This is a genomic window from Clostridium saccharobutylicum DSM 13864 (assembly GCF_000473995.1).
Classification (GTDB): Bacteria; Bacillota; Clostridia; order Clostridiales; family Clostridiaceae; genus Clostridium; species Clostridium saccharobutylicum.
The window spans coordinates 3008574-3035098 of the sequence record NC_022571.1 but is presented as its reverse complement, the minus strand read 5'-3'; the positions used below and the strand labels follow the sequence as shown (position 1 = coordinate 3035098).

General features: G+C 27.7%; 33 protein-coding genes. All 33 read left to right on the top strand.

Annotated features, from left to right (window positions below; all coding sequences use genetic code 11):
* Positions 1–252 precede the first annotated feature (252 nt).
* The 33 genes from CLSA_RS13075 to spoIVB all read left to right on the top strand — a co-directional run bounded on the left by CLSA_RS13075 (position 253) and on the right by spoIVB (position 26505).
* Entirely contained in the window at positions 253–1083 is an 831-nt protein-coding gene (locus CLSA_RS13075; RefSeq protein ID WP_022746830.1) for an ABC transporter substrate-binding protein, read from the top strand.
* A gap of 448 nt (positions 1084–1531) precedes the next feature.
* Positions 1532–1723 (top strand): hypothetical protein, encoded by a 192-nt coding sequence (locus tag CLSA_RS13070; RefSeq protein ID WP_022746829.1) that lies wholly within the window; start codon positions 1532–1534, stop codon positions 1721–1723.
* Positions 1724–2435: 712 nt separating this feature from the next.
* Positions 2436–3746, top strand: coding sequence for a GspE/PulE family protein (locus CLSA_RS13065; RefSeq protein ID WP_022746828.1), 1311 nt, complete (start codon positions 2436–2438; stop codon positions 3744–3746).
* A complete protein-coding gene (locus CLSA_RS13060) occupies positions 3739–4773 on the top strand; it encodes a type II secretion system F family protein (RefSeq protein WP_022746827.1) in 1035 nt (344 codons plus the stop codon). Before CLSA_RS13065 ends, CLSA_RS13060 begins: the two co-directional genes overlap by 8 nt.
* Positions 4774–5220, top strand: a complete 447-nt coding sequence (locus tag CLSA_RS13055; protein WP_022746826.1) for a type II secretion system protein — start codon at positions 4774–4776, stop codon at positions 5218–5220.
* On the top strand, positions 5217–5657 hold the full coding sequence (locus tag CLSA_RS13050; protein WP_022746825.1) for a hypothetical protein: 441 nt from the start codon (positions 5217–5219) through the stop codon (positions 5655–5657). Before CLSA_RS13055 ends, CLSA_RS13050 begins: the two co-directional genes overlap by 4 nt.
* Positions 5638–6099: a competence type IV pilus minor pilin ComGF gene (locus CLSA_RS13045; RefSeq protein ID WP_041716271.1), complete on the top strand. Its 462-nt coding sequence runs from the start codon at positions 5638–5640 to the stop codon at positions 6097–6099. The genes CLSA_RS13050 and CLSA_RS13045 overlap by 20 nt, the downstream gene beginning before the upstream one ends.
* Positions 6090–6530: a hypothetical protein gene (locus tag CLSA_RS13040; RefSeq protein ID WP_022746823.1), complete on the top strand. Its 441-nt coding sequence runs from the start codon at positions 6090–6092 to the stop codon at positions 6528–6530. Before CLSA_RS13045 ends, CLSA_RS13040 begins: the two co-directional genes overlap by 10 nt.
* Positions 6531–6568: 38 nt before the next feature.
* A complete protein-coding gene (locus CLSA_RS13035) occupies positions 6569–7207 on the top strand; it encodes a hypothetical protein (protein ID WP_022746822.1) in 639 nt (212 codons plus the stop codon).
* Positions 7185–7601 carry a hypothetical protein gene (locus CLSA_RS13030; RefSeq protein ID WP_022746821.1) on the top strand — a complete coding sequence of 139 codons (417 nt, stop codon included), beginning with the start codon at positions 7185–7187 and terminating at the stop codon, positions 7599–7601. Before CLSA_RS13035 ends, CLSA_RS13030 begins: the two co-directional genes overlap by 23 nt.
* Positions 7594–7953, top strand: coding sequence for a hypothetical protein (locus CLSA_RS13025; protein WP_022746820.1), 360 nt, complete (start codon positions 7594–7596; stop codon positions 7951–7953). The genes CLSA_RS13030 and CLSA_RS13025 overlap by 8 nt, the downstream gene beginning before the upstream one ends.
* A gap of 174 nt (positions 7954–8127) precedes the next feature.
* Positions 8128–8685, top strand: coding sequence for an elongation factor P (gene efp, locus CLSA_RS13020; protein WP_022746819.1), 558 nt, complete (start codon positions 8128–8130; stop codon positions 8683–8685).
* Between the two features lie 270 nt (positions 8686–8955).
* Positions 8956–9324 carry a CD1247 N-terminal domain-containing protein gene (locus tag CLSA_RS13015; protein WP_022746818.1) on the top strand — a complete coding sequence of 123 codons (369 nt, stop codon included), beginning with the start codon at positions 8956–8958 and terminating at the stop codon, positions 9322–9324.
* Positions 9325–9635: 311 nt separating this feature from the next.
* The gene (spoIIIAA, locus tag CLSA_RS13010) at positions 9636–10556 is read left to right on the top strand and encodes a stage III sporulation protein AA (RefSeq protein WP_022746817.1); all 921 of its coding nucleotides are present in this window, start codon (positions 9636–9638) and stop codon (positions 10554–10556) included.
* Positions 10544–11062 (top strand): stage III sporulation protein SpoIIIAB, encoded by a 519-nt coding sequence (spoIIIAB, locus tag CLSA_RS13005; RefSeq protein ID WP_022746816.1) that lies wholly within the window; start codon positions 10544–10546, stop codon positions 11060–11062. The genes spoIIIAA and spoIIIAB overlap by 13 nt, the downstream gene beginning before the upstream one ends.
* A gap of 90 nt (positions 11063–11152) precedes the next feature.
* On the top strand, positions 11153–11350 hold the full coding sequence (spoIIIAC, locus tag CLSA_RS13000; RefSeq protein WP_022746815.1) for a stage III sporulation protein AC: 198 nt from the start codon (positions 11153–11155) through the stop codon (positions 11348–11350).
* A gap of 8 nt (positions 11351–11358) precedes the next feature.
* On the top strand, positions 11359–11742 hold the full coding sequence (spoIIIAD, locus tag CLSA_RS12995) for a stage III sporulation protein AD (RefSeq protein ID WP_022746814.1): 384 nt from the start codon (positions 11359–11361) through the stop codon (positions 11740–11742).
* A gap of 9 nt (positions 11743–11751) precedes the next feature.
* The gene (gene spoIIIAE, locus CLSA_RS12990) at positions 11752–13041 is read left to right on the top strand and encodes a stage III sporulation protein AE (protein WP_022746813.1); all 1290 of its coding nucleotides are present in this window, start codon (positions 11752–11754) and stop codon (positions 13039–13041) included.
* Between the two features lie 6 nt (positions 13042–13047).
* Positions 13048–13653 carry a stage III sporulation protein AF gene (spoIIIAF, locus tag CLSA_RS12985; protein WP_022746812.1) on the top strand — a complete coding sequence of 202 codons (606 nt, stop codon included), beginning with the start codon at positions 13048–13050 and terminating at the stop codon, positions 13651–13653.
* 16 nt (positions 13654–13669) lie between these two features.
* Positions 13670–14290 carry a stage III sporulation protein AG gene (gene spoIIIAG, locus CLSA_RS12980; protein ID WP_022746811.1) on the top strand — a complete coding sequence of 207 codons (621 nt, stop codon included), beginning with the start codon at positions 13670–13672 and terminating at the stop codon, positions 14288–14290.
* A 39-nt stretch (positions 14291–14329) separates the two neighbouring features.
* On the top strand, positions 14330–14866 hold the full coding sequence (locus tag CLSA_RS12975; RefSeq protein ID WP_022746810.1) for a SpoIIIAH-like family protein: 537 nt from the start codon (positions 14330–14332) through the stop codon (positions 14864–14866).
* Positions 14867–14966: 100 nt separating this feature from the next.
* Entirely contained in the window at positions 14967–15347 is a 381-nt protein-coding gene (locus CLSA_RS12970; RefSeq protein WP_022746809.1) for an Asp23/Gls24 family envelope stress response protein, read from the top strand.
* Between the two features lie 124 nt (positions 15348–15471).
* The gene (nusB, locus tag CLSA_RS12965) at positions 15472–15873 is read left to right on the top strand and encodes a transcription antitermination factor NusB (protein ID WP_022746808.1); all 402 of its coding nucleotides are present in this window, start codon (positions 15472–15474) and stop codon (positions 15871–15873) included.
* 167 nt (positions 15874–16040) lie between these two features.
* Complete coding sequence (locus tag CLSA_RS12960) at positions 16041–16889, top strand: bifunctional methylenetetrahydrofolate dehydrogenase/methenyltetrahydrofolate cyclohydrolase (protein ID WP_022746807.1); 849 nt, start codon at positions 16041–16043, stop codon at positions 16887–16889.
* Complete coding sequence (xseA, locus tag CLSA_RS12955; protein ID WP_022746806.1) at positions 16879–18087, top strand: exodeoxyribonuclease VII large subunit; 1209 nt, start codon at positions 16879–16881, stop codon at positions 18085–18087. The genes CLSA_RS12960 and xseA overlap by 11 nt, the downstream gene beginning before the upstream one ends.
* 138 nt (positions 18088–18225) lie before the next feature.
* A complete protein-coding gene (locus tag CLSA_RS12950; protein ID WP_022746805.1) occupies positions 18226–18450 on the top strand; it encodes an exodeoxyribonuclease VII small subunit in 225 nt (74 codons plus the stop codon).
* Positions 18437–19306: a polyprenyl synthetase family protein gene (locus CLSA_RS12945; protein WP_022746804.1), complete on the top strand. Its 870-nt coding sequence runs from the start codon at positions 18437–18439 to the stop codon at positions 19304–19306. Before CLSA_RS12950 ends, CLSA_RS12945 begins: the two co-directional genes overlap by 14 nt.
* 17 nt (positions 19307–19323) lie before the next feature.
* Positions 19324–21180: a 1-deoxy-D-xylulose-5-phosphate synthase gene (dxs, locus tag CLSA_RS12940; protein ID WP_022746803.1), complete on the top strand. Its 1857-nt coding sequence runs from the start codon at positions 19324–19326 to the stop codon at positions 21178–21180.
* A 12-nt stretch (positions 21181–21192) separates the two neighbouring features.
* Positions 21193–22002, top strand: a complete 810-nt coding sequence (locus CLSA_RS12935; RefSeq protein WP_022746802.1) for a TlyA family RNA methyltransferase — start codon at positions 21193–21195, stop codon at positions 22000–22002.
* A 17-nt stretch (positions 22003–22019) separates the two neighbouring features.
* Positions 22020–22874, top strand: a complete 855-nt coding sequence (locus CLSA_RS12930) for an NAD(+)/NADH kinase (RefSeq protein ID WP_022746801.1) — start codon at positions 22020–22022, stop codon at positions 22872–22874.
* Positions 22871–23323, top strand: a complete 453-nt coding sequence (locus tag CLSA_RS12925; protein ID WP_022746800.1) for an arginine repressor — start codon at positions 22871–22873, stop codon at positions 23321–23323. The genes CLSA_RS12930 and CLSA_RS12925 overlap by 4 nt, the downstream gene beginning before the upstream one ends.
* 18 nt (positions 23324–23341) lie before the next feature.
* Complete coding sequence (gene recN / locus CLSA_RS12920) at positions 23342–25030, top strand: DNA repair protein RecN (RefSeq protein WP_022746799.1); 1689 nt, start codon at positions 23342–23344, stop codon at positions 25028–25030.
* A gap of 284 nt (positions 25031–25314) precedes the next feature.
* Positions 25315–26505 (top strand): SpoIVB peptidase, encoded by a 1191-nt coding sequence (gene spoIVB / locus CLSA_RS12915; RefSeq protein WP_022746798.1) that lies wholly within the window; start codon positions 25315–25317, stop codon positions 26503–26505.
* Positions 26506–26525: the final 20 nt, after the last annotated feature.

Below are 26525 nucleotides of genomic sequence, written 5' to 3'. Positions count from 1 at the left end.
TATATTTACTGATTTTGTTACTGAATATATAAAATTATAATAAATATTAAATTATTAGATACCGTATTATTCAAAATTGAATTTGCGGTATTTTTTATATTTTAAGTACTTCATAATAATATTAAAACATGTGCACCTACTGTATATTTGATGTAGCAATCAATAAAAATTTTAAAAATGCGAATAAGTTATATTTAGATTCCAAACACTAACTATAAAAGATGATTGACGTTTTTAAGGAGATTTTTATTTATGAAAAAAATATTCACTTTAATTGTTATTATAGGTCTTATTGTAATAATCGGATGTGATTCGGGTAGTAGTAAAATTACAACAACAAATATTGTCCAAGGAGAGGATAGGTTACAAACAATAAGAGAAAAAGGAGTATTAACTCTTGCTTCCGCAAATGACAAACCTTTTGTCTATATAGATCCTCAAACAAATAAGCTAAGTGGAATTGATGCTGATATAATAGCTGAAATTGCAAAGCGACTTGGAATTACTAGAATTGAAGAAAAGGAAATATCATTTGTAGATCTATTAAAACAATTAAATGCTGATGATAGTATAGATGTAGCAGCAGATGGTATATATATAACTCCTGAGCGTGAAGAAATAGTATCATTTACTCAACCAATATATAAGGAATCAGAAGTTGTTATTGTCCCAAAAGTTTCAAAAATTAATTTTAAGGATGATTTGAAAAATGCAGTAGTTGGAGCTGAAAGAGGTACAAAATTTGCAGATTTGATACAAGATTGGAAGAAAAATAACTTAGTAAAAGAAGTGATGTTTTTCGAAGACACTACTAAATTATTGGATGCTATAAATAAGGGGGAGATTGATGCAGGCGTATCGGGTTCTGCTTTGGTAAAATATCCTTTAAAAAATGAAAAATTTTATTTAAAGACATTACAAGGATATAATCCTGAAATACATGCAGCTGCAGGAATAGCAGTTAAAAAGAGCGATATTACACTATTAAATGCTCTAAATGAAAAAATTAATGAGATGAAAGCAGATGGTACATTGTATGCTATTCTTGTAGACAATGGATTAGATAGAAATGATATGATTTGAAACTAAGGGTACAAGTATATATTTAACATATCTTCAGATCAACTTTAATTTTGAGATGAAGATATATTATTGATGGCATGTGTGCCATGTAGATAATACCGACTTGATAATTGAATGTAGTTTATAAGATTAAATAGTGTAGTATTTACTGAGAGATAAATTATAATTTGTAGAGTTAAATTAATATCAAAAGATGTAAACTTTAATTTTAGTTATAAGGAACTATAAGAAATAATTAATATAATATCAAAATCAAAAAAATGTTTATTTATCTTTACCTAATAAAGAAATCAGGATAAATTTTTAGTTATCTTGATTTCTTTTATTTTGAGCTAGTGCAATTTTTGCAACTAATATTAAATTTGGTAAGTTCTTTGGTTGAATAAATTGATGTGATCATAAAATGTAGAAAAGCTGGACCTTTGAATTTAGATTAGGATGTGAGAAAATGTTTTATTTATTTTTAGATTTACTAAAATCACAAACTACTGAAGATGAATTTGAAAAAATTCTAAAAGATACAGATGATGATATTAAATTTAATAGAGTTAGTTTCGAAAAGACAACTACTTTAAAAGAATATATTAGAATTTGTGCTATTTGCACCAAATTATATTCAAGGACGGTTAAAAAAATATGAATGACATATTAAATTCATATTCTATTAATAATAAGAGCTGGGTAAGAGTTTATAAAATAGGAAATACAATTGAGTGGTATTAAAAGTTAAAATATTGCAATACATAATCTGGGATAGATGAAATTCAAAATTAAATAAAAAACATTGAATAATAGTTTGTATTTTGGGTTAAGATTAAACTATATTTTATTTTCCTTAAAATGGAAAATGAAATATATAAGATGCAAAGAAAGTTATCAAAATTAGATTGATATATCTACATTATAGATAAGTATAATACTTCAATAGATGATTAGCTAATTATCATTTGGCAGAGCTCTATATGATGTGTAAATAAATGTTATGTAGAATATTTTGTACGTTAGGTATAGATAAACAATTTGAGAATTAGATTCATTTGAGGTTAATATCTTTACTAGAAATTAGAAATATTTTTGTGTAGTAGGCATTTGAAAATGAGCTGCTTAAAGTTCTTAATAGGTGGTTATTCCACTTTAGCTTGTCACACTCAATAGTTGGAACATGCTGAAGTGGAGGCAACCATCTATTTGGAACCCTCCAGCGAAATTTTTATAGCCCTACGTAACAAAAATATTTCTGATTTCGGTTGATTACCACATAATTCTAAATTATAAGTTGTTTATCTATAAGCATAGGAGGGGTTAATATAAAAGAATATGATATCAGAGATGTAGATTTAAAAATAGCGAAAATGATAACAAGAGAGATGTGTGAAACTTATAAAATTATACCAATAAGTGATAGGGAAACGGAAGTTATTGTTTTAGCGTGTGATATTAAGAATGGAGCAGATGAATATTTAGAATTTATATATAATAAAAAAATAAATTTGCAAAGTATTGAGGAGAAAAATTATGAAAAGTTAAAAGAAATAATATTTGGAATTGAAGATAGAAATTTAGAAAAAACTTTGATATTCAATGCGATAAAGAGTAAAGCAAGTGATATTCATTTTGAACCTCATAAAACTTATGTTGATATAAGATATAGGATTAATGGAAGTTTAATATTAGTCCATAAGATGGAAATAAGAGAATATGCAACTCTTGTATCAAAAATAAAGTTGAACTCAAACATGGATATAACAGAAAAACGTCGTCCTCAAGATGGAAAAATTATTGTTAATTATAATAATGCAAAATATGACCTAAGGGTATCGTCTATACCTCTTGTATATGGGGAAAAACTGGTCATAAGGATACTTTATTGTGATAATTTTAATTACAAACTTGAGGATTTAGGTTTTTCATATGATGAAATTGAGATTATAAGAAAAATAATATCAATGAATAATGGTCTTGTAATAGTGAATGGACCAACTGGAGCTGGAAAATCAACTACTTTATATACAATATTAAGAGAAATAGATTCAAGAGTTTTGAATATTACAACATTGGAAGATCCAGTAGAAGTTGTAATGGATAATGTAAATCAAATGAGTTTAAATAGAAAGCTAGATATAGATTTTTCAACAGGTCTTAGAAGTATTTTGAGGCAAGATCCCGATGTTATAATGCTTGGGGAAATTAGAGATGAAGAAACTGCAGCAATGGCTGTAAGAGCATCAATTACAGGACATAAAGTTTATAGTACTATACATTGTAAATCAGCAAGAGATGTGTATTTAAGACTTGAGAATATGGGAATTAAGCCTTATTTGATTGATGATGCATTAATAGGAATTATATCTCAAAGATTAGTAAAAATCTTATGTAGTAAATGTAAAGTGAAAGATAAGCAAAATTCATTTAATGGCATGACAGTATATAAAAAATGCGGATGCAAATCATGTAATTATTCAGGATATGAAGGTCGTAAAGTAGTAAGTTCAGTATATTTTTTACAAGATGAAAATAAGAAGAAAATTAAAGAGCTATATGAAGATAGCAGCTATTTGTCTAATAAAAATATGAAATGTGATTTAGAAAAGTTATTAGCTGGAGGGAAAATACAATATCAAGATTACTTGGAATTTATAGAGGGAGAGAGGTTGAGTGAATAAGGAAAAGGTAAATAAAAAGCAGTTATCGTTAATTGCAGGAAATTTAGCACAAATCTATAAGGATGGAATCCATCTTAATACAGCACTAGAACTAGTTAGAGATCTTGTTACTAACAAATCTTATAAAAATAGTCTATCTAAAGTTTTGTTTTCTATAAAAGAGGGGAAAAGTCTATCTGAATCATTTAGTCAATTCAAATACTTATATCCAAAAGATTTTACAGGCATAATTGCTATAGGAGAAAATACAGGAAAACTATATGAAGTATTAAATGGCTTAAGTATATATTATGATAAAGTCAATTTAATAAAGACAAAAATAAAAAATGCTACAAGATATCCCTGTTTCATATTAGCATCGTTAGGAATAATGTTTGTTTATTTGGTGAAAAAAGTATTGCCAGGTTTCTGTGATATTTATAAGTCTATGGGTATTCCGTTAAAGGGCGTATGTAAGTTATTATATGACTTAAATATAAATTTGAATACTAATTATAGTGTTATAGTTACAGCTTTTATTTCTTGGAGTTTGTTGCTAATAATATTTTTGCGATATTTATTAAAAAAAATTAATACTGAGAAACTTTTGAGAATACAAATAGTGCAAGAATTTTTTGAGTATATAATGATTTTGCTATTTTCAATAATTATATCTACAGGAATTAATATTTCAACAGCTCTTGAATACTGTGAGGAGAGTATTACTACATTTTATTTAAGGGAAAAAGTAAAGGATATAAATAAAAGTATTCTTCAAGGTTATACATTAACCCAATCACTTGAAAAGAGTGGAATATGCTCTAAATATACGTTAGCAATAGTGAGAATAAAAGAAGAAAGCGGAACTATAGAAGAGGGATTTAAAGAATTGTCGAATAGTTTGGAGCGTAAATTATATCAAAAAATTCAAAAGTATTTATCATACATTAATCCTATTTTCATAGTAATAATGGCTGTTTGCATAGCAATATTTTTGTTAGTATTTGTACTGCCATTATTTGATGCGCTTCAAAGTGGGATAAGATAAATGATGAAAAATGGGTTTACATTAATTGAAACAATAGTGAGCATATTTATATTAATCATATTATCGGGTATATGTTTAACATTGTATAAATTTAAAAATAATTTAGAAGTGGATATGAAAGATACAGCATATGTTTATGAAGTACAAAATTTATTATCTTATGGAAAAGCAGTTTGTAAGGAAAAAAATAATTATGGCAAAATCACTGTAAATGGAAAGATAAATGAAATTAAATTCGAAGAAGGATGGGATGGTATAGAAAAGAAAATAGTTTTACCAAGTGAATTAAAATTTATTAGTAACAATATTAATTTAGTTATAACGCCAGAAGGAAAAATTGAAAAGGGTAATACAATAATAATTTTAGATAAATTCAAAAAGAAACATTTCATAACAATAAGAGTTGGTGTGGATTCTATATCTACTGAAGACGTGGAGGATATATGAAGAAAGAAGGCAGCATATTAATTGAAGTGGTTGCTTCATTGATGATTGTAAGTTTAACATCAACATTTATTGTAAAGGCAAATATACAAAATTACCGTATACTTAAAGAAAGAATGTTGTCGGAAGAGGTTGATAGAACTGTATATAATATCATTAATGAATTTAAATATAATGTTGACAAAAATGAGATAAATAATTTATTAGAAAATAATGAAGTTGGATTTCAATACTATGATGATTTTTCTAAAGATTTAATTAATAAAAATATTTCGGATTTTCGAAGAGGTGATGATATTAAAATAATGAAGGTAGGAGAAGATGAAAAAAAGTTAAAGTTGAAAATTGAAGCGAATATTAAAGAGGACAATAATGAAATAAATGTAGAAGAAGACTTCACTAAAAGTTGGTGGATGGATGATGCAGAAGAGGTATGTTAAACAATCAAGAAAAGTTGGATTTACAATCATTGAATCATTAGTATATATTTTTGTAACTACAATTGTACTAGTGGAAGGTATAAATATATTTACATTAATGTATAAGTCTTATATAGAATCAGCGAAGCTTACAACTGAATATAATGATCTTCAAAATTTTTATATAAACTTAGATAATATGATAGGAGAAGATGATTTAAAGGACATATTACTTGAAGATGATTATATTTTATTCTCTTATGGTGAAAAGAAGGGGAATCTACAAAAAATCATAAGATTTAATGATGGTAAGATTGTTTTAGTATATATGAGAAATGGAGTTGTAGAAACTATTAACATTATGCTTGAGAATATAGATAAAATTAGTTTTAAGCAAAAAGAAAAATTGATTTATTTAATTGTAAAGGAGAAGGATGGAAAGGAATTTATTAGATGTATCTGAAAAAGAAAGGAAACATATTAATAAGCACCATGATAATATTATCACTTATGCTTATGATTGGAAACTTTTTATTTCATATGATGAAAAATAATAGAGAATTAGAAGTGTTATATAAACTTGATTCCGATATTTATGATATGAATAGCAATGAAGAAAATATATTAAGTGAATTTATGAAACGACTTAATGAAAATATAGATAGCGTTGATGATGAGAAAAAAGAATATTTTAATGAAGATTTTACAGAGAATATAAATGGAAATATTCTTGAATATGAAAAGGAAGATAAAAAACTTTATTTAGTAACTACTAAAGGTGACAATACAAGTAGAAAACGGGAAATAAAATATAAGATTAAGAACGGTAAGATAATTTTGATTCCAACCTATAAATTTGAAGAAATTGAGAATAAAAGTATAGAGAATAGTTAATAATAAAAATATATGTCAACTTGAATAGGAGCTTAAGAATGAGAAAATCAATAACAATTCTTAAAAGGAATTCTTTTATACATAAAAATAAAGAATATGAGTTTGATAGAATTGATGAAATTATAAATTCATTAAAAAAAGATAGAAAAATCATAATATTAGAGGAAGAACTTTATGCAAAACATTTTGATTTTAAAGAAAAGAATAGATTTAAGATAAATCATTTTGTTGACGAAAAAATAAAAAATGAATTTCCGCAAAATGGTGATATAGTTTATGATTATGACAAAAAAGGAAATGTTATATCAATATATTCAATGAAGGGAGGAGAAAGGATAAATAAGATAAGTGAGGGTGCTAAAAATATTGATGTGATACCTATTCAATTTATTATAAAAGAAGTTATGATTAAAACATTTAACAATAAAATTCTTAATTGTAATATACTAACTAATTTTAATGGATGCTATTATTATATATCGTTTAAGAATGGATTATATTATTGCGGGTTTGTTGAAAAAAGTAAAGAGATGATTTTTAATAAAATTGTTGAAAATCATGATATTGCGAAAATATATATTGATAATATAAGTCAATATGAATTTTTAGAGCAAAAATATCAAATAATAAAAATGAATATGGGAGATTTGATTAATGATAGGATATATGAAAAATAAAGGGTTTATACCAGAAAAATTTTATAATAAAATGCAGGAAAAGAAAACAAAGAATGAAAATGAAATATTTATATTGTTTTTTATGATAAACCTACTAATTATTCCATTTACTATTAAGAGTGTGATGGAATTTAAAGAAAAACCAGTAGAAAGTCAAGTAAATGTATCATATATTAAAAATAATCAAGTCGATTTAAGTAATATTAACACATGGATAAACAATGCAATTAGAGATGATATAGAGGAGGTAAATATAGATAGTAATAATGGTGAAATCATAGTTGATGGTTTAGAAAAAGCTGGTGAATTGGATTCAGAAGAACAGATTAATATTAAAGATGTAACTAGAACTGAAGAAGGAAAATATAAACTAGAGGTAAATTTGAATGAATAAGAAATATAAGCATGTGGCGATAACGGTTATGATTGCATTAAGTTTTGTGCAAATATTTTGTATTAATAAACTTGAAGAAGAGAAAAAAAGTAAACAATGCATGACTCCAGAGAATATAAAAACACATGCAACTTTAGCAGAAATAACTGAAGAACTGAATTGCTTAAAAGGAAAGGAGATTTTATCAGCAAATAAAGTTAATGAAGATTGGCATGTTAAAGTTAAGATAAAAGGTGATAAGGAAGAATTGTTAAAAGAATTATCAAAATTACCTGAATGTGAAATTATCGATTTTAATATTAATAAAAATAAAGATGAAAATTCAATTGTTTTAGAATTAATTGACAAATAAAAGGTTAGAATTAAATTAATTTATAAAATTTTACTGGAAAGTAACCAGAAATAATTGCAATTATTATTCTATTTTGATAAAATATCATTGTTATGTCAACGATCGAGTATTAAGCTTAGCGTTTGAGTGTTAATTTTACATTGTAATTATTTTATAAATTTGGAGGGATATTTTATGATATCAGCAGGAGACTTAAGAAAAGGAACTACTTTTGAGTTCGATGGACAAGTATTTACAGTAACAGATTTTTTACATGTTAAACCAGGTAAAGGAGCTGCATTCGTAAGAACTAAACTTAGAAACGTAATCTCAGGAGGAGTTGTAGATAGAACATTTAACCCAACTGAAAAATTACAAGAAGCTGTAATTGAAAGAAAAGAAATGCAATATCTTTATTCAGATGGAGAATTATATTACTTCATGGATCAAGAAACATTTGAACAAATTCCTTTAAACCATGAAAAGGTTGAAGAAGCAATAAAATTCTTAAAGGAAAATATGTTTGCAACTATTAAATTCTTCAAGGGTGAAGCATTCTCAGTTGAAGCTCCAAACTTCGTTGAATTACAAATCACACATTCAGAACCAGGAGTTAAAGGAAATACAACTACTAATGCATTAAAACCAGCAACAGTTGAAACAGGTGCAATAGTAAGCGTTCCTATGTTCGTTAATGAAGGTGATGTTATAAGAATAGATACTAGAACTGGCGAATACATGGAAAGAGTTTAATCCATAAGTTAAGTTGTTAAGCATATAAGCTTAACAACTTTATTTATATTTAAGGCATAACAAAACAGAAAGTTAAGCATATGAAAGAAAATAACAAGTTCAAAATACTATGAATATTTTTCGTTAGGCAAGGAAATGGATTTGTCTCATGGCTGGCTATTAGAGGAATACGCTAACACAGCATGATGAAAAATAGGCTTGGGAGATAAGTTTGTTGGTTTTTGAAATGTGCTTTGACATTTTAGAAATGCGAAGAGGAAGTGGGAATTTATGAAAAAGCTTAGAAGTGAGATTGAAGGTTTAAAAAACAATTTATCTAAAATACAAAATGACGAATACAAAGAGTGTTTTGATAAAGTATTTTCTATTTTAACAATTATGAGTGATAAAATTGAAGAGTTAACAGTAAATCAAGAAGCTATTGAAGAAAATATGAAATTCATGGATGATGATTTGACAGATATTCAAGACGAATTATTTGAAGAAGTATCTATTGACGAATTAAATGATATGGAAGATGAATACACAGAAGTAAATTGTGTTCACTGTAATAAACCAATCTTCATTGAGCAATCAGCACTAAGCAGCAATGATGAAATTCCATGTCCTTATTGCCATAAAAATATTAAGAGTAAATAATTATATTGTATGTATGTTAAAAAATAATTAAGCTTAAATTATATTTGTACCTTGATTTTAATGAAAAATTAAAATTTTAACATATGTATTATGAATGAACTAAAAAAATATTAAATGGAACGAGTGACATATATTTTAAGAATAATAATTAGACAGATAATTTATTATCTGTTTTTTGTAAAAAGGGCATCTTAAATTAATTTTTAAGATGTCCTTTTTAATTTACATATTTTTATTATTAATGTGTAATATTTTAGCTTAAGATTAAATATTAATTAAATAAGAGAACAGTAGAGGAGGCAGTGAGAAGGTTGATAGGTGAGGATGAGATAATAGGTATGTTTCCGATTAAAATAAGAAATTTACTCGAGGACAAGTTTAATAAAGAAGGGATATATGAAGTAAGAATTAAGATAGGCAAACCAATTTTAGTTTATTCTAAGGATGGAGAAAACATTGTAAACTATTTTCCAACAAGAGAAGATTTAAAAAGCATGATGCAAAAAATCTCTAACTACTCACTATATGCATATGAAGAAGATATTCGCCAAGGATTTATAACTATAAAAGGTGGACATAGAATTGGGATTGCCGGAGAATGTGTTATGGAGAAAGGGGAAGTTAAAACCATACGAAATATTTCATCTGTAAACATAAGAATTTCCCGAGAAGTTATAGGATGTTCAAATAAAATTATGAAATATATAATTTCTCAGAATAGAGTATACAACACTATAATAATATCGCCACCTAGATGTGGAAAGACAACAATTTTGAGAGATATAGCAAGAAATATATCCAACGGGATAAATTCTGTGGGATTTAAGGGAAGAAAAGTAGTTGTTGTAGATGAAAGAAGTGAAATTGGTGCTTGTCATTTTGGAATACCACAAAATGATTTGGGAATAAGAACTGACATCTTAGATAATTGTTTGAAAAGAGAAGGACTAATTATGGCAATACGAAGTCTTTCGCCAGAAATCATAATTTGCGATGAAATAGGAACTAAAGGTGATATTGAATCTCTTATGATGGCATTTAATTCTGGAGTAAATATAATTACGACAATACATGGGTTTACAATTGAAGATTTATACAAGCGCCGAGTATTTTCAGATTTATTAGATAATCAAATTCTTGAGAGAGCAATAATTTTAAGTAATAGAAATGGTGTAGGAACAATTGAAAGTGTTTATTCACTAAAAGGTGGTGATATGACATGCTTAAATTGATTTTTATGATTATGATATTTACTACAAGTTCATATATTGGTTTTATGTATGGAGAAACTTTTAGAAAACGTATGAATGAACTTAAAGAAATTTTAAAGGCGTTACTAATACTTGAAAATGATATTATATACGGGACTACTCCTTTACCTGAGGCTTTAGAAAATCTTTGCTTTAAAGTAGAAGAGCCTATAAAAAAAATTACTAAAGCTATTGAGGAGAGATTAATTAAAGGAAATGTAGAAAGTGTTTATGAAGGTGCTAGAGAGGAATTTAAGGTTTTAGAAAATGAATTTTATTTGGATGATAGTGATAAGAAAATAATTAGTGATTTCTTTAAGTCTCTTGGTGAATCAGGAGTTTATGGACAAGAAAAAATATTCACATTGGCAATTGAGGGAATTAAACTTAATTTAAAGGATGCTGAGGAAATTGCAAAAAAAAATATAAAACTTTATAGATATCTAGGGGTATGTTTTGGAGCAATGATTACTATTTTTTTAATATAGCACATAAAAAGAACAATATGAAAATATTTATAAGTATAAAGTACAAATGAACAATGTAGTAATATTTTAGTTTGGATGGGGGAGAAGAAAATGCATGATATAAATATTCTTTTCAAGATTGGCGGAGCAGGAATACTGCTTGTAGTGTTAGATAAAGTATTAACAAGTAGTGGAAAAGGTGAGATAGCAGCAATCACAAATATAGCTGGAGTTGTAATAATTTTACTTATGATAATTTCTATTATAGGTGATTTATTCAATACAGTTAAGACTATGTTTGTTATGTAGGTGATTACATGTTAATAATAAAAATCGTAGGGCTGGCTTTTGTAGCTTTGTTTATAATGCTTCTATTAAAAAACGCTAAAAACGAACTTAATCCATTACTTGCATTAACAGCTGGAGCATTAATATTTCTAATTATGATAGAACCTCTTAAAGAAATAATTGATTTTCTTCAGACAATTTCAGATAAGGCAAATCTTGATACGGTTTATATTGGAATTGTACTTAAAATTTTAGCTATAGCTTATATAGCATCATTCTCAAGTGCATTGTGTAAAGATGCTAATGCAGATAGCTTAGCTACACAAATAGATTTTTCGGGAAAAATAATGATATTAGTTCTTGCAATTCCAATACTTATGGCTGTATTAAATTCTATATTACAGATAATGTAGGTGTATATTATGAAGATAATAAAGAGATTTACAATAGTTATAATATTAAATTTAATAATTACCATGATTATTTCTATAGTTCCAATGGAAAGGTCTTTTTTAAAAAAATGTGTATATGCAGCTGAAACTGCTGATTATAAAAATAATATAACAATGAATAATGAAACGACTCAGAATCAAGAACAGAGTAAAGGAAATTTGGATAGCAAGGTTAGTATAGACGATTTGGGTGGTAGTGCAAAAGAACAAATCGATTCTTTATATAAGTATATAAACAATATGAAAACAGATGTAGAACTTATGCAGAATTTAAATCCAGTAGATTATATAAAGACATATATTGCAAATGGGAAGGGGAACCTTTCATTTGATGTAATAGGAAAAGCGGTTTTAAGCCTTGTGTTTAAAGAGGTTAAGAGTGTTTTGAAACTTATAATTTCTGTAGTTACAATAGCAATAATATGTTCACTACTCAAAAATCTTCAGGATGCATTTTCGGGAGAAAATATATCCCAGGTAGCATTTTATGCATGCTATGCGCTAATCATAGTTGTGTTAGCTAAAAGCTTCATAATTTCAATTTCAGTAGCAAAAGAGGTAATATCAAATATTTCAGATTTTATGAGTGCGCTTCTTCCAATACTTGTTACTATGATTGGACTTACCGGTGGAGTTGCTCAAGCAACTACTTTAGATCCTATTGTTCTTGCATGTGTTGTATTTATACCAAAGGTATATTCAAACATTATAATTCCAATGATATTAATGGGGTTTATGTTAGAATTTGCAAATAATCTTTCTACAGAACATAAGATAACAAATTTATGTGGATTGTTAAAGCAATGTACTCTTTGGTTTCAAGGTATTATAATAACAATCTTTATAGCACTTTTAACTATAAGAGGCATTACATCCAAAACAATTGATGCAGTAACACTAAAAACGGCAAAGTTTGCAATAGATAATTTTATACCTATAGTTGGAAAAACTTTTTCGGATGCTATTGCATCAGTTGCAGGATATTCTCTTATAATAAAAAATGCAATAAGCTCTATGGGACTAGTTGTAATAGTTTTGTTACTTTTATACCCAATTGTAAAGCTTGTGCTTATGACGTTTATTTACAAATTATCAGCAGCGCTGGTGGAACCAATAAGTGATTCAAGAATTACAAAATGTTTGGAATCTGCTGCTAGTTCAATGATATTAATTACATCATGCGTTTTATGCGTGAGTTTAATGTTCTTTATATTAATTGCAATAATGGCAGCTTCGGGAAGCTATGTAGTTGGAGGGTAGAAAGCTATGTTTATAGAAACTTTAAAGGGCATTGTAACAACTCTTGTGACTATTCTTATATTCATAAGTGCAGTAGAGCTTATATCTCCAAATAATAAAATGAAAAAATATATTAAATTTGTATTAGGTTTAATTTTAATAAGTGCGATATTAAATCCGATTTTACAATTTATATCTAAAGGACAAAAAAATATATCGCAAGGCATTGAAAAATATGAAACTGTATTTTCAGAAAAGCAAAATAAAATTAATTCAGATAATTCTAATTCTATTGATAGTAAAGAAGATAAAAATGATGCCAGAAAGAAAGCATTTATAAAAAATTTCGATGAGAATTGTGATAATTTACTCAAAAATAAATATAAAGATATGAATTTTAAAAGTGATGTTGATTGTGATATTGATTTTACAAATATAAATTTTAATATAAAAAAACTTAGAATAGGTGTAGAAAACAATAAGATAAGTAAGATAAAAAAGGTAGAGATTAATGGAAAAGGACAAGAGAGTACAGAAGATGATAATAAAGAATATGAAGACATAATTAATTTTGTGTCAGATGAATTGAGCGTTTCAAAAGATAAAATAGAAGTTTATAAAATGAAGGAATAGGAGGAAAAAGAGAGATATGTGGAAAGATAAGTTAAAAAATGAACTGACAAAAATATTAAAGGACAAAAAGCTAAACAATTTAATAGCAATATGTGCTGTATTAGCATTTGCTTTAATAGCTATGAATGTACTACTACCAGTTAGTAAGAAAGATGCAACTAGTAAGATTTCGTCATCTACAAACACTCAAAATAAAGAAAATACAAATGATACTTCAGCAAGTAAAACAACTAGTGAAAAAGATTATGAAGAAAGTCAGAAAACAGATTTGAAGAATATATTAAAAAAGATGGACGGTGTTGGAGATGTTGAGGTAATGATATCATTTGAAAATGGAGAACAAAAGGTACCAGCTTATGACAAGAATACGCAACAATCAACTACTGAAGAAACAGATACATCAGGTGGTAAAAGAGTAACTAATCAAAATACTGATGGATCAAAAGTTGTAATGTCATCATCTGATGGCAATAATGAACCAGTCATACTCACAACATATAAGCCTAAGATAACAGGAGTTGTAATAGTTGCAGAAGGAGCAGAAAACAGTAAAACAAAATATGAAATTGAGCAAGCAATTTCCAAACTATATAACTTAAGTTTAGATAAGGTTAATGTATATAGCATGAAGAAGTAGCATATAATTTTAAAGAAAAGGGATGGGAGGTTATTTATTATGACAAAGAAACAATGTGGGATTATTTTTACACTATTAGCATTAATATTATGTGTAGGAATGCTAGCTGCAAAACTTAATAACGGAGGGTTAAACGATCCAACGGATTTAAGTCAAGTTTTATCTACTGAAAATTCAAATCAAGATTCAAATCAAAATTTAACTGATTCTGATAAAGAAGCAATGAATCAACAAAATTCTTTTTATGATTCAAGAAGTTCAAGGGAGCAGCAAGATTCAGCAACAATTCAGACTTTGAATTCTATAATATCTGATAAAAATACATCTAAAGATCAAAAGGATGAAGCGACTAAGGAATTGACTAAAAAAGCTATGGTTAAAGATAATGAAGGAAGAATAGAATTAGACGTAAAAAATAAGGGATATGAAGATGCTTTATGCATGATAGAAGATAAAAAGGTAACAGTTGTAGTTAAATCGCAATCACCACTTCAAGAAAGTGATAGCGTGGCTATACAAGAAATAGTTCAAAATGTATCTAATATAAAAGATGTTATAATAGAAACTCAAAAATAACATAAAAACCATAATATATTTGTAATGTTAAATTATATTTGATATAATGAACATAAGATTAACATGTTTTGTTACTACAAAACCTAGGAGGTTGAATAGCATGGAAGATTTTAATAGAGAAGAAAACATTGGAGTTGTTAAAATTTCTGATGAAGTAGTGAGTGTTATTGCAGGAATTGCAGCTCAAGAAATTGAAGGTATTTTAGATTATCAGAGTGGAGTTGCAAGTAATTTAACAAATATATTTAAAGGAAAAAAGGGCAATGCCAAAGTAAGTAAAGTTACATTAGAAGAAGATAAAGCGATTATAGATATGAGTATAGCAGTGGAATATGGAAGAAAGATTATGGATTTAGCAGCTCAAGTACAAGACAATGTTAAGAAAACTGTTGAAGCTATGACTGGATTGTATGTAGAAGCCGTAAACATTTATATTCAAAGTATCTACTTACCAAAACAGGAAGAAAATGAATCTAAATAGTTTGATTTTCACCCTCTGAAGCTTTCAGAGGGTGTTTCCATGTAAAATAGGGTTTAAAACAAAACAAAAGTGTGTATAATGATAAATGTACATAATAAGTATGATGCATATTTAGGAGGATTACATGAACAGAAAATTATCAAGGGAAAAAACTATGGAGTTATTATTTGCAATGACTTTAAGTAAAGATACAGTTGATGAGACGGTAGAAACATTTATTGAAAACTATGAAAGTAACATAAGTGAAATAGATTTGACTTATGTTAAACAAGCATTGATTGGAGTAGAAACACATAAAAAAGAAATTGATGAAGCAATATCATCTAATCTACATAATTGGAAAATTGATAGAATATCAAAAGTAAATTTAAGCATATTAAGACTTGCAACATATGAATTATTATATGATGATAATGTTCCAACTGGAGTTGCAATTAATGAAGCACTAGAGATTACAAGAAGATATTCAGATGAAAAGAGTGTATCATTTATTAATGGTGTATTAGATAAAATTAATAAAAAATAGAAATTTATTATAACTTGTAGTTTGTTTAATAAGCATGGATTATAAGTTATAAGTTAGACTCAATTAAGGTTAATATATTATAACATTTAATTGAGTCTAAGATTATATTAATTATTTAATGGATACAATATATTTATGAATACTAAAACTGAAGGTGGGGATATATAATGGGGCAAATAATAAATGGTAAGGAAGTTGCATTAAAAGTAAAAGAAGATATTAAGAATTTTGTAAGTTCAAGAAAAGAGGAAAAATTAAAAATTCCTAAAATTGCATCTATATTAGTTGGAAATGACGGTGGTTCTATTTACTACATGAATAGTCAAGAAAAAGTTGCAACATCTCTTGGAGTTGGATTTTTAAAGGTAACTTTACCAGAAGAAAGTACTGATGATGAAGTTATATCAGAAATTCATAAATTAAATAAAGATGAAAATATTCAAGGGATTATTCTTCAATTACCACTTCCTAAAAATTTGAATGAAAAGAAAATAATTAAAGAGATATCTATTTATAAGGATATTGATTGTCTTACATTTGAAAGTCAAGGAAAATTGTATATGGGTGAACCAGGATTTTTACCTTGTACTCCAAATTCAGTAGTTACTTTAATTAAAAGCTTGAATTTAGATATTACAGGAAAAAATGTAGTGGTGCTTGGAAGAAGCAACATAGTTGGTAAACCAGTTGCACAACTTTTATTAAATGAAAATGCAACAGTTACTATATGTCATTCAAAAACACAAAATTTAAAAGAAGTTTGTAAGAAAGCTGATATATTAGTAGTGGCTATTGGAAAACCAAAGTTTATAGATGAATCTTATGTGAATGAAAATGCTATAGTAATAGATGTTGGAACATCATCTTTTGAAGGGAAAATAACTGGAGATGTTGATTTTGATAAAGTTATAGATAAATGCAAATTCTTAACACCAGTTCCAGGTGGAGTTGGTGCGTTAACAACTACTCTTTTAATAAAAAATGCATGTGAGGCTTTAAAGGAAGATGAATATTAAAACTTTAACTGTTTCAGAGGTAACGAATTACATAAAAAGAATGTTAGACAATGATTTCATTTTAAATAATCTCTCTGTAAAAGGGGAGATTTCTAATTTAAAATATCATAGTAGTGGGCATATATATTTTTCACTTAAAGATGATAATGGAAAAGTAAATTGTGTAATGTTTAAAGGAAATGCTCTCTTTTTAGATTTTGTATTAGAAGAAGGTATGGAAGTCATTGTTAAAGGCAGAGCGTCTATATATCCTGCCACAGGAAGCTTTCAGCTTTATTGCGACGAAATAAAAAAAGAAGGACAGGGAGAATTATTTGTTAAATTCGAAAAACTTAAACAAAAATTATCAAAGATGGGTTATTTCGATGAGGGTCATAAAAAAATATTGCCTAAATATCCACAAAGAATAGGTGTTGTAACATCACCAACTGGAGCTGCTATTAGAGATATTATTAATGTTTCAACGAGAAGGAGCAGTTTAGTTGATATTGTGTTGTATCCAGCTAAAGTTCAAGGTATTGATGCGTATAAAGAAGTAATTGAAGGAATAAAATATTTTAATAATAATAAGTCTGTTGACATAATAATAGTTGGCAGGGGCGGTGGTTCCATAGAGGAATTATGGAACTTTAATGAAGAAGAGTTAGCAAAAGCTATTTACATTTCTAAAATACCTATAATATCTGCTGTAGGACATGAAATAGATTATACCATTTCAGATTTTGTAGCTGATGTTAGAGCTGCAACTCCGTCTCAGGGAGCTGAGATAGCAGTTCCTTTAAGTAAAGATATTGAAGAAAAAGTTTGTGATATATCTAAAGCATTAGAAATTAATATAGATAATAAATTAAAATCATGTAAGAATGAATTAAGCAATGCAGAAAGAATATTAAAAATTCATTCGCCAATAACTAGAATAGCAAATTCGTATCTAGAAATAGATAATTTAAAAAATAGATTAAACTTTTTAATGAAAATAAAAGTTGAAAAAGAAAAGAAGCAACTAGAAAATTTAAATAATTTACTTTTAGCATATAATCCTGTTAAGGTTATTTCAAAAGGATATGCTATAATACAAGATGATGAAAAAAATCTAATTACGTCAAAAGAACAGATGGAAAACCCAATTAATTTAGAAATTAGTGTTAAGGATGGAAAAGCGGAAGGAAAATTTATACCATTAAAGCACATAAAATAAAGTAACAAGTCAAATGTTAAATGCATATTGTGCATTAATTAAGTAGGCATACTAAGTGGATGAATTAACCATATTAAAACATATATATTATGATTTGTTGTTTTCTTGAATGTGCCTATAAAATAAGGAGTTTAAGGTATGGCTAAAAAGGAAAATTATGAAGAGATGTTAACTAAGCTTCAAGATATTTTAAATAATTTAGAAAGCGATGAATTAAACCTTGAAGATTCAATGAAATCATATGAGGAAGGAGTTAAGCTAGTAAATAAAATATATAAAACTCTTAACTCATATGAAGGAAAAATTTCTATAATAAAACAAGAAAAAGAAGTGGAGTTTAGTGAAAGTGATGGAGATAAATAATATAAGAAAAGATATTAATGAATATCTAGAAAATTATTTTAAGGAAAAAGGAACTTATAATAAAGTTATATATGATTCATCAAGTTATAGCTTAAATATAGGTGGAAAGAGAATTCGTCCTATATTATTTGCGTTATCTTATTTTATATACAGAGAAGAATATAAATCTATTATGCCAATGGCTTGTGCTATGGAAATGATTCATACATATTCTTTGATTCATGATGATCTTCCATGTATGGATGATGATGATTTAAGACGTGGTAAGCCAACCAATCACAAGGTTTATGGAGAAAACATAGCAGTGCTTGCAGGTGATAATCTGTTAAATGAAGCAATGATACTTATGATGAATTATTCCTTGAAAAATGGTGGAAATTCCTTAAGAGCAGCTTATGAAATAGCAAAAGCTGCAGGGGCAGAAGGAATGATAGGTGGTCAAGTAGTTGATATTATTTCAGAAGGAAAGGAAATTTCAAAAGAAGAATTGGAATATATGCATTCAAAGAAAACTGGAGCTTTAATAAAAGCATCCATCTTAGGCGGAGCAATATTAGCAGGTGCACCAGAAAGAGACTTAGAATATTTAGAGAAATACGGCGAAAAGCTAGGATTGGTTTTTCAAATTAAAGATGATATATTAGATGTTGTAGGCGATATAAAAGCATTAGGAAAGAATGTGCATGCAGATGAAGAACACAATAAGACTAATTTTATAACAGTATATGGTTTAGAAAAATGTCAAGAATTATGTTCAAAGTTAACAGAAGAATGTGTAACAATATTGAGAACATTAACTGTAGATGCAGAATGTTTGGTTGAATTGACTTACAGTCTTTTAAATAGAGAAAATTAATAGAGGGAATGGTTATTATGAAATTATTAGATAGTTTAAATTTCCCAGAAGATTTAAAAAAATTAGATAAAAGAGAAAATATAATCTTAAGTCAGGAACTTAGAGAATTTTTAATTAATAGTGTTTCCCAAACAGGTGGACATTTAGGATCTAATTTAGGGGTAGTAGAACTTACTTTAAGTCTTTTTCAAGCATTTGATTTTGACAAAGATAAAATAGTATGGGACGTAGGACATCAAAGTTATGTATATAAGATTTTAACTGGACGAAAAGATGGATTTAAGAAGCTTAGACAACTTAATGGAATGAGTGGATTCCCAAAGCTAAATGAAAGTACATATGACTATTTTGGTACAGGTCACAGTAGCACTTCAATATCAGCAGCTCTTGGAATAGCAAGAGCAAGAGATTTGAATAAAGAAGATTACAAAGTAATTGCAGTAATTGGTGATGGTGCATTAACAGGTGGAATGGCACTTGAAGCTTTAAATGATGTAGGATTTAGAAAAACAAATCTTATAGTTATATTAAATGATAATCAAATGTCAATTTCAACTAATGTAGGTGGTCTTTCAAGATATTTAAACAAATTAAGAATTGCACCAAGATATAATAGGTTAAAAACAGAAATAAATGCATCTTTAGAACAATCTGGAATAGGAAAAAATATTGCTGGAAAAATATCTAAAGTTAAAGATAGTATAAAACAATTAGTAGTACCATCTATGTTTTTTGAAAATATTGGAGTTAAGTATATAGGACCTATTGATGGGCATGATATAGATGCAATGACAGAAGTATTAAAAATGGCAAAAGAAGTTGAAGGACCAGTTATAATACATACTTTAACCCAAAAGGGAAAAGGATATGCATTAGCAGAAAAAAGTTCAACTAAATATCATAGTGTTGGTCCGTTTAATTTAGAAAGCGGAGAATTAAATGTATCACCTAAAAATAGTTATTCAAAAGCTTTTGGAGAGGCACTTATAAAGCTTAGTGAAAAAGATGAAAAAATTGTAGCAATAACAGCAGCTATGCCAGAAGGAACGGGACTTAAATGTTTTGCAGAAAGATTTAAAGAGAGATTTTTTGATGTTGGAATAGCAGAACAGCATGCAGTCACGTTAGCTGCAGGGATGGCTAGTAATGGATTAAAACCTGTTTTTGCAGTGTATTCTACATTTTTACAAAGAGCTTTTGATCAAGTTATACATGATGTATGTATTCAAAACTTACCAGTAGTATTTGCAATAGATAGGGCAGGTATTGTTGGAGATGATGGTGAAACACATCAAGGAATTAATGATATTTCATATTTATCAATGATACCTAATATACATATAGTCGCCCCTAAATGCCTTGAAGAGGTAGAAATTATACTTGAATGGGCATTAAACAAAAATGCACCAGTTGCTATTAGATATCCAAGGGGAGGAAATGTAATAGATTCTCTTGTTCCTATTAAGAAAGTTGAAGAAGGAAAATGGGAAGAGATAAATTCAGGAGTTAAAGTTTGTATAATTGCAACAGGAAAAATGGTGCAAAATGCAATGATGGCTAAAGATATATTATATGAAAAGGGATTAAATCCAAGTATAGTAAATGCAACTTTTATCAAGCCAATTGATAAGAATTTCTTGCAAAATCTTAAAGATAAAGGATATAATATTTTAACAATAGAAGATAATGTGTTACATGGTGGATTGGGTTCATCAATTAAAGATTGTTTAATCAAGATGGATTATAAAGGTACGATAAGATCTTTAGGATATGATGATGAATTTATACCTCAAGGAAATGTGGATGCCTTGTATAAGGCATATAAATTAGATTGTGAGAGTATAAGTAAGGCTGTAATTGAGCTTTATAGTTAAAAGGAGATACAAATGGCAGAAAAAAAAGAAAGACTTGATTTAATTTTAGTTGAAAAAGGCATAATTACTTCTAGAGAAAGAGCAAAAGCATGTATCATGGAAGGGAAAGTTTATGTTAATGGTCAAAAGGTTGATAAAGCTGGAGAAAAAGTTAGCTATGATGCTGACATTGAATATAGAGGAGCTACTTTAAAGTATGTAAGTAGAGGCGGATTAAAGCTTGAAAAGGCAATGAATTCTTATGATATCTCTTTAGAGGGAAAAGTATGTATGGATATAGGAGCATCAACTGGTGGATTTACAGACTGTATGCTTCAAAATGGAGCATCTAAAGTGTTCTCAGTGGATGTTGGATATGGACAATTTGCATGGAAATTGAGAACTGATGAAAGAGTAGTATGCATGGAAAGAACAAACATAAGGTATGTTACTCCAGAAGATATAGGGGAACTATTAGATTTTGCATCAATAGATGTATCTTTCATATCTCTAAAAAAGATTATGCCAGCAACTTTAAATTTACTTAAAGATGATGGAGAAGTAGTAGCTCTTATAAAACCACAATTTGAAGCTGGTAGAGAAAAAGTAGGGAAAAAAGGTGTTGTAAGAGAAAAGGAAACTCATAAAGAAGTTGTTCATGATATAGTGAATTTTTTATTAGAACAGGATTTGAATGTTTTAGGAGTAGGATATTCTCCAATTAAGGGACCTGAAGGAAATAGAGAATATTTAGTCTATTTTTCAAAGGATAAAAATAAAGAAAGTGATTTTAAAAACGAAGATATTGATGTAGTTGTTGAAGCATCACACGTAGAAATTTAACTTCTTTTGGAGGGGCTATGAATAATATTGGAATTGCAATTAATCCGTCAAAGGACAGAGATAATAAAATCTTAAATATGGTTATACAAAAATTAAGAAAAAAATTTGATTTTAAAGATATTTCTATTTTTAATTCTTATGATATAGAAAAACAAGATTTGAGTCATATTGATCTGCTTATTGTTTTAGGTGGAGATGGTACACTTTTAGGAATTGCGAGAGCTTTGAAAGAAGAATGTGATGTTGTGCTTCTTGGCATAAATATAGGAAATTTAGGCTTTTTATCTAGTGTAGAGATATCAGAAATTGATTATGCACTTGAAAAACTAGAAAAAAAGCAATATGAGATTGTTGATAGAATGATGCTAAAATGTTCCGTAAAATCTAGTGGAGAAAATGAAGAGCTTAAGGCGCTGAATGATGTGGTTTTAGCAAGAGGTACATTATCTAGAATGGTAAAATTTAAAATATTTGTAGATGGTAAAATTTATTCGACATTTAAAGGTGATGGACTTATTATAGCAACTCCTACAGGATCAACAGCATACTCATTTTCAGCAGGAGGACCATTTATATATCCAGATTTAGAAATAATAACAATAACACCTATATGTCCACATACTAAGAGTATGCAGACAATTGTGCTAAAAGGAGATAGTGTTATAGAGATATATACAGAAAATGAAGAAGAAAAAATATATCTAACTGTAGATGGACAGAAAGCTGTTGAAGTAAATCAAAAAACTTCAGTTAAGGTAAGTAAAAGTGAGAAGAATATAAAACTGCTTTTATTTGATGATTATGATTATTTTAAGGTTTTAAGGACTAAGATTTTAAACAATTCTAAAGAATGTGATGGTGAGGAATTTTGAAGTCAAAAAGACATACAAAAATATTAGAAATAATAAGTTCAAGAGAAATTGAGACCCAAGAAGAATTAGCAGATATACTCAAGCAAGAAGGCTTTGATGTAACTCAAGCAACTGTCTCACGTGATATAAAAAATTTAAAATTAATAAAAATGCAATCTTCAAGTGGAAAATCAAAATATGTAGTATCTACAGGAGAACAAAAAAATATAATTGATAGATTGAGCAATATATTAGCTAATACTGTATTGTCAGTTGAAAATGTCGATAAAATGGTTGTTATAAAGACTATAACAGGATCTGCACCAATTACAGCAGAAGCCATTGACAATTTAGAAAGTGCAGATATTGCAGGGACAGTAGCTGGCGATAATACTATTTTTATTTTAGTTAGAACACTTGAGAGTGCTGAAGATTTAGTTGCTAAAATAAGAAAAAGAATGTCATCATAATTATAAGGATGGGATGAAATGCTAATTCAATTAAATATTAAAAATTTTGCGTTAATAGAAGAAATAACAATAAACTTTAATGAAGGATTTAATATACTTTCTGGAGAAACTGGAGCAGGAAAATCCATCATGATTGATGCTATTGATTTTGTTTTAGGTGGAAAATTTTCTAAAAGCTTGATAAGAACTGGAGAAGATAGGACATATGTAGAAGCATTATTTACAATTGAAGGTTCAAAGATTAAAGATGTATTAGAAGAGCTTGATATTGAGTATGATGATGTATTAATAATTACTAGAGAGAGTCATCAAAGTGGAAAAAATTTAATTAAAATTAACGGAAAAAGTTTAATAACATCTCAACTTAGAAAAGTAAGATCAAAACTTTTAGATATACATGGACAGCACCAAAATCAAGAGCTATTGCAAAGAAGTAGTCATATATTATATCTGGATGGATTTATTGACAATGAGATAATAAATCCATTAGATACATATGCTAAGTTTAGGGAAGAATTGATATCTGTTAGAGAAGATATCAATAGAATTTCAGGTAATCAAGATAGAGAAAAATTGCTTGATTATTTAAAATTTCAAATTGAAGATATTGAAAAAGCTAAACTTAAAGAAAATGAAGAAGAAAACTTAAAGGAAGAATATAATGTTTTAGCAAATGCTGAAAAGATTAATTTATCCTTAGCAACATCTTATGGAATTTTAAATGGTAATGAAGAATTTGGTGTCATCGATTCACTGTCTAAAGTAATTCAAGAACTATCAAATGTAGAAAATCATTTTGAAAAAATAAAAAAGAATAAAAATGCTATCGAAGAGGCATTTTATATAATAGAAGAAGCAAGTCGTGAATTACGCGATATGGCTGAAGAAATTGTATTTGATAATGATGCTTTAGAAAAGGTAAATTCAAGGATTTATGAAATTAATCAATATAAGAAAAAGTATGCACCAACTATTCCTGAAATATTAGAATATCATGAAAAAATTAAAATAGAGTATAATGAAATAATTAATTCGGAAAAGATAATTGAAGAGCTTAAAGAAAAAGAAAAAGTAATTTTATCAAAAATGGAACAGGCTGCTTTAGTGATTCATGAATTAAGAGTAAGCAAAAGTAAGTTTTTAGAACAAAAAATTTTAAATGAGCTTGCATTTGTAGGTCTTGAAAAATCGAGAATGGAAATAAGTGTTGAGCGTCAAGAGACTTTTAATGAAAGAGGATTCGATGAGGTATGTTTCTTAATTTCTACAAATCCTGGAGAGCCATTGATGCCATTGGAAAAAGTATTATCCGGTGGTGAATTATCTAGAATTATGTTAGCTTTAAAGTGTGTATTTGCAGAAAAAGATGAAATACCTACTTTAATTTTTGATGAAATAGATACTGGAATAAGTGGTGCGGTAGCTCAAAGAGTTGGAGAGAAAATGTATCAATTATCAGGTACACATCAAATCTTATGTATAACACATTTACCACAGATTGCAATATTATCAGATCATCATTATTTTGTAATGAAAAAAGTTGTAGACAATAAAACTTTTACGCAGATAAAAGTTTTAATAAAAGAAGAAAAAGAATATGAAATTAGTAAAATGCTTGCTGGAGATGAAGTAACAGAAGCTACAAGAAATAATGTAAAAGAAATGATAAAATTAAGTGAATTAAAAAAGGCAGAAATTAAAAAATAAATACATATACTAATACAATTTGGTAAAAATAAAATCATGAGCATTCGTGATTTTATTTTTTTTTTTATATAAAAATGAAGTATATTTACAAAAATAAAATGAGGAATATATACTACAACATCATTAAACGCTAAAAAAATTTATATAGGGAATGAAAGAAATAAAATAGTGCATTATTAAAATTTAGTATAGGGTAAATTTTTTGTCTTTAATAACAATGTTCCTATAGGATAAGATACTTTCAAGTGGGAAAATTAAAATCATGAAGTAAAGGAGGAGAGAATATGAAGAAAAAAATTTTTTGTGCTATTAGTCTAATTATAACTCCAATCCTGATTCTGATTTTAATGACTACAATAAATATAAAAAGACTACCAGATAAGATTTATACTAAGGATGAAAGAACTGTACCATCTATAGCACCCATAGGGAATACTATTGACAAGATAAGTAATAGTAAAGATCAATATGAGATAAAATTTCTGGGAATGATTCCTTTGAAATCCGTACAAGTTCAGAATGTAAAAGATTTGGAAGTGTATCCTGGTGGAAATCCAATTGGCGTTAGAGTTAGTAGCGAAGGAGTATTAGTTGTTGGATACTCTGATATAGAGATAAATAGTAAAAAAGAAGAAAGTCCTGGGAAATTAGGTGGACTTGAAATCGGTGATATAATACTTAAAGTAAATGGCGAAAACATGGAAAATGTTACTGATTTATTAAAAACAATAAAAGAATGTCAACAAGAGGATGTAAAAGTAGATATTCTTAGACGTGGAGAAAAATTAACTAAAGTAATTCATTTAAGGAAAGAAAATGATAAAGATTATAAAATAGGATTATGGATTAGAGATTCTACAGCAGGTGTAGGAACAATGACATTTGTTGATGAGAAAACTAAAAAATTTGGTGCATTAGGCCATCCTATTACAGATTGTGATACAAATGAACCCTTCTTAATCAAAAAAGGAGATGTATTAGATTCTACTATAATAAGCGTTAAAAAAGGAGAAAAGGGCGATCCAGGCGAATTAAAAGGAATTTTTATAAATGAAAATACACCTAAAGGAAATATTCAAAAGAATACACAAAGCGGTATTTTTGGAAATATAGATGATGTTAAAAGTATGAGAAAAGAAATAAAACCTCTTAAAGTAGGATTTAGAGATGAAATAACTACAGGAAAAGCAAAAATAATTACTACAATTGATGAAAGTGGACCACAAGAATTTGATATTGAAATTGAGAAACTTCTAAATCAAACTTCTGTTGGTTCTAAAAGTATGGTAATAAAGATTACAGATCCTAGATTGTTAGAGAAAACAGGAGGAATAGTTCAAGGTATGAGCGGAAGCCCAATTATACAAAACAATAAGATTATAGGTGCTGTAACTCATGTCTTAATAAATAAACCGGATACTGGATATGGAATATATATAGAATGGATGCTGCAAGATGCAGGAATAATTAAATAAAGAATAGAAGAATTGCTTCT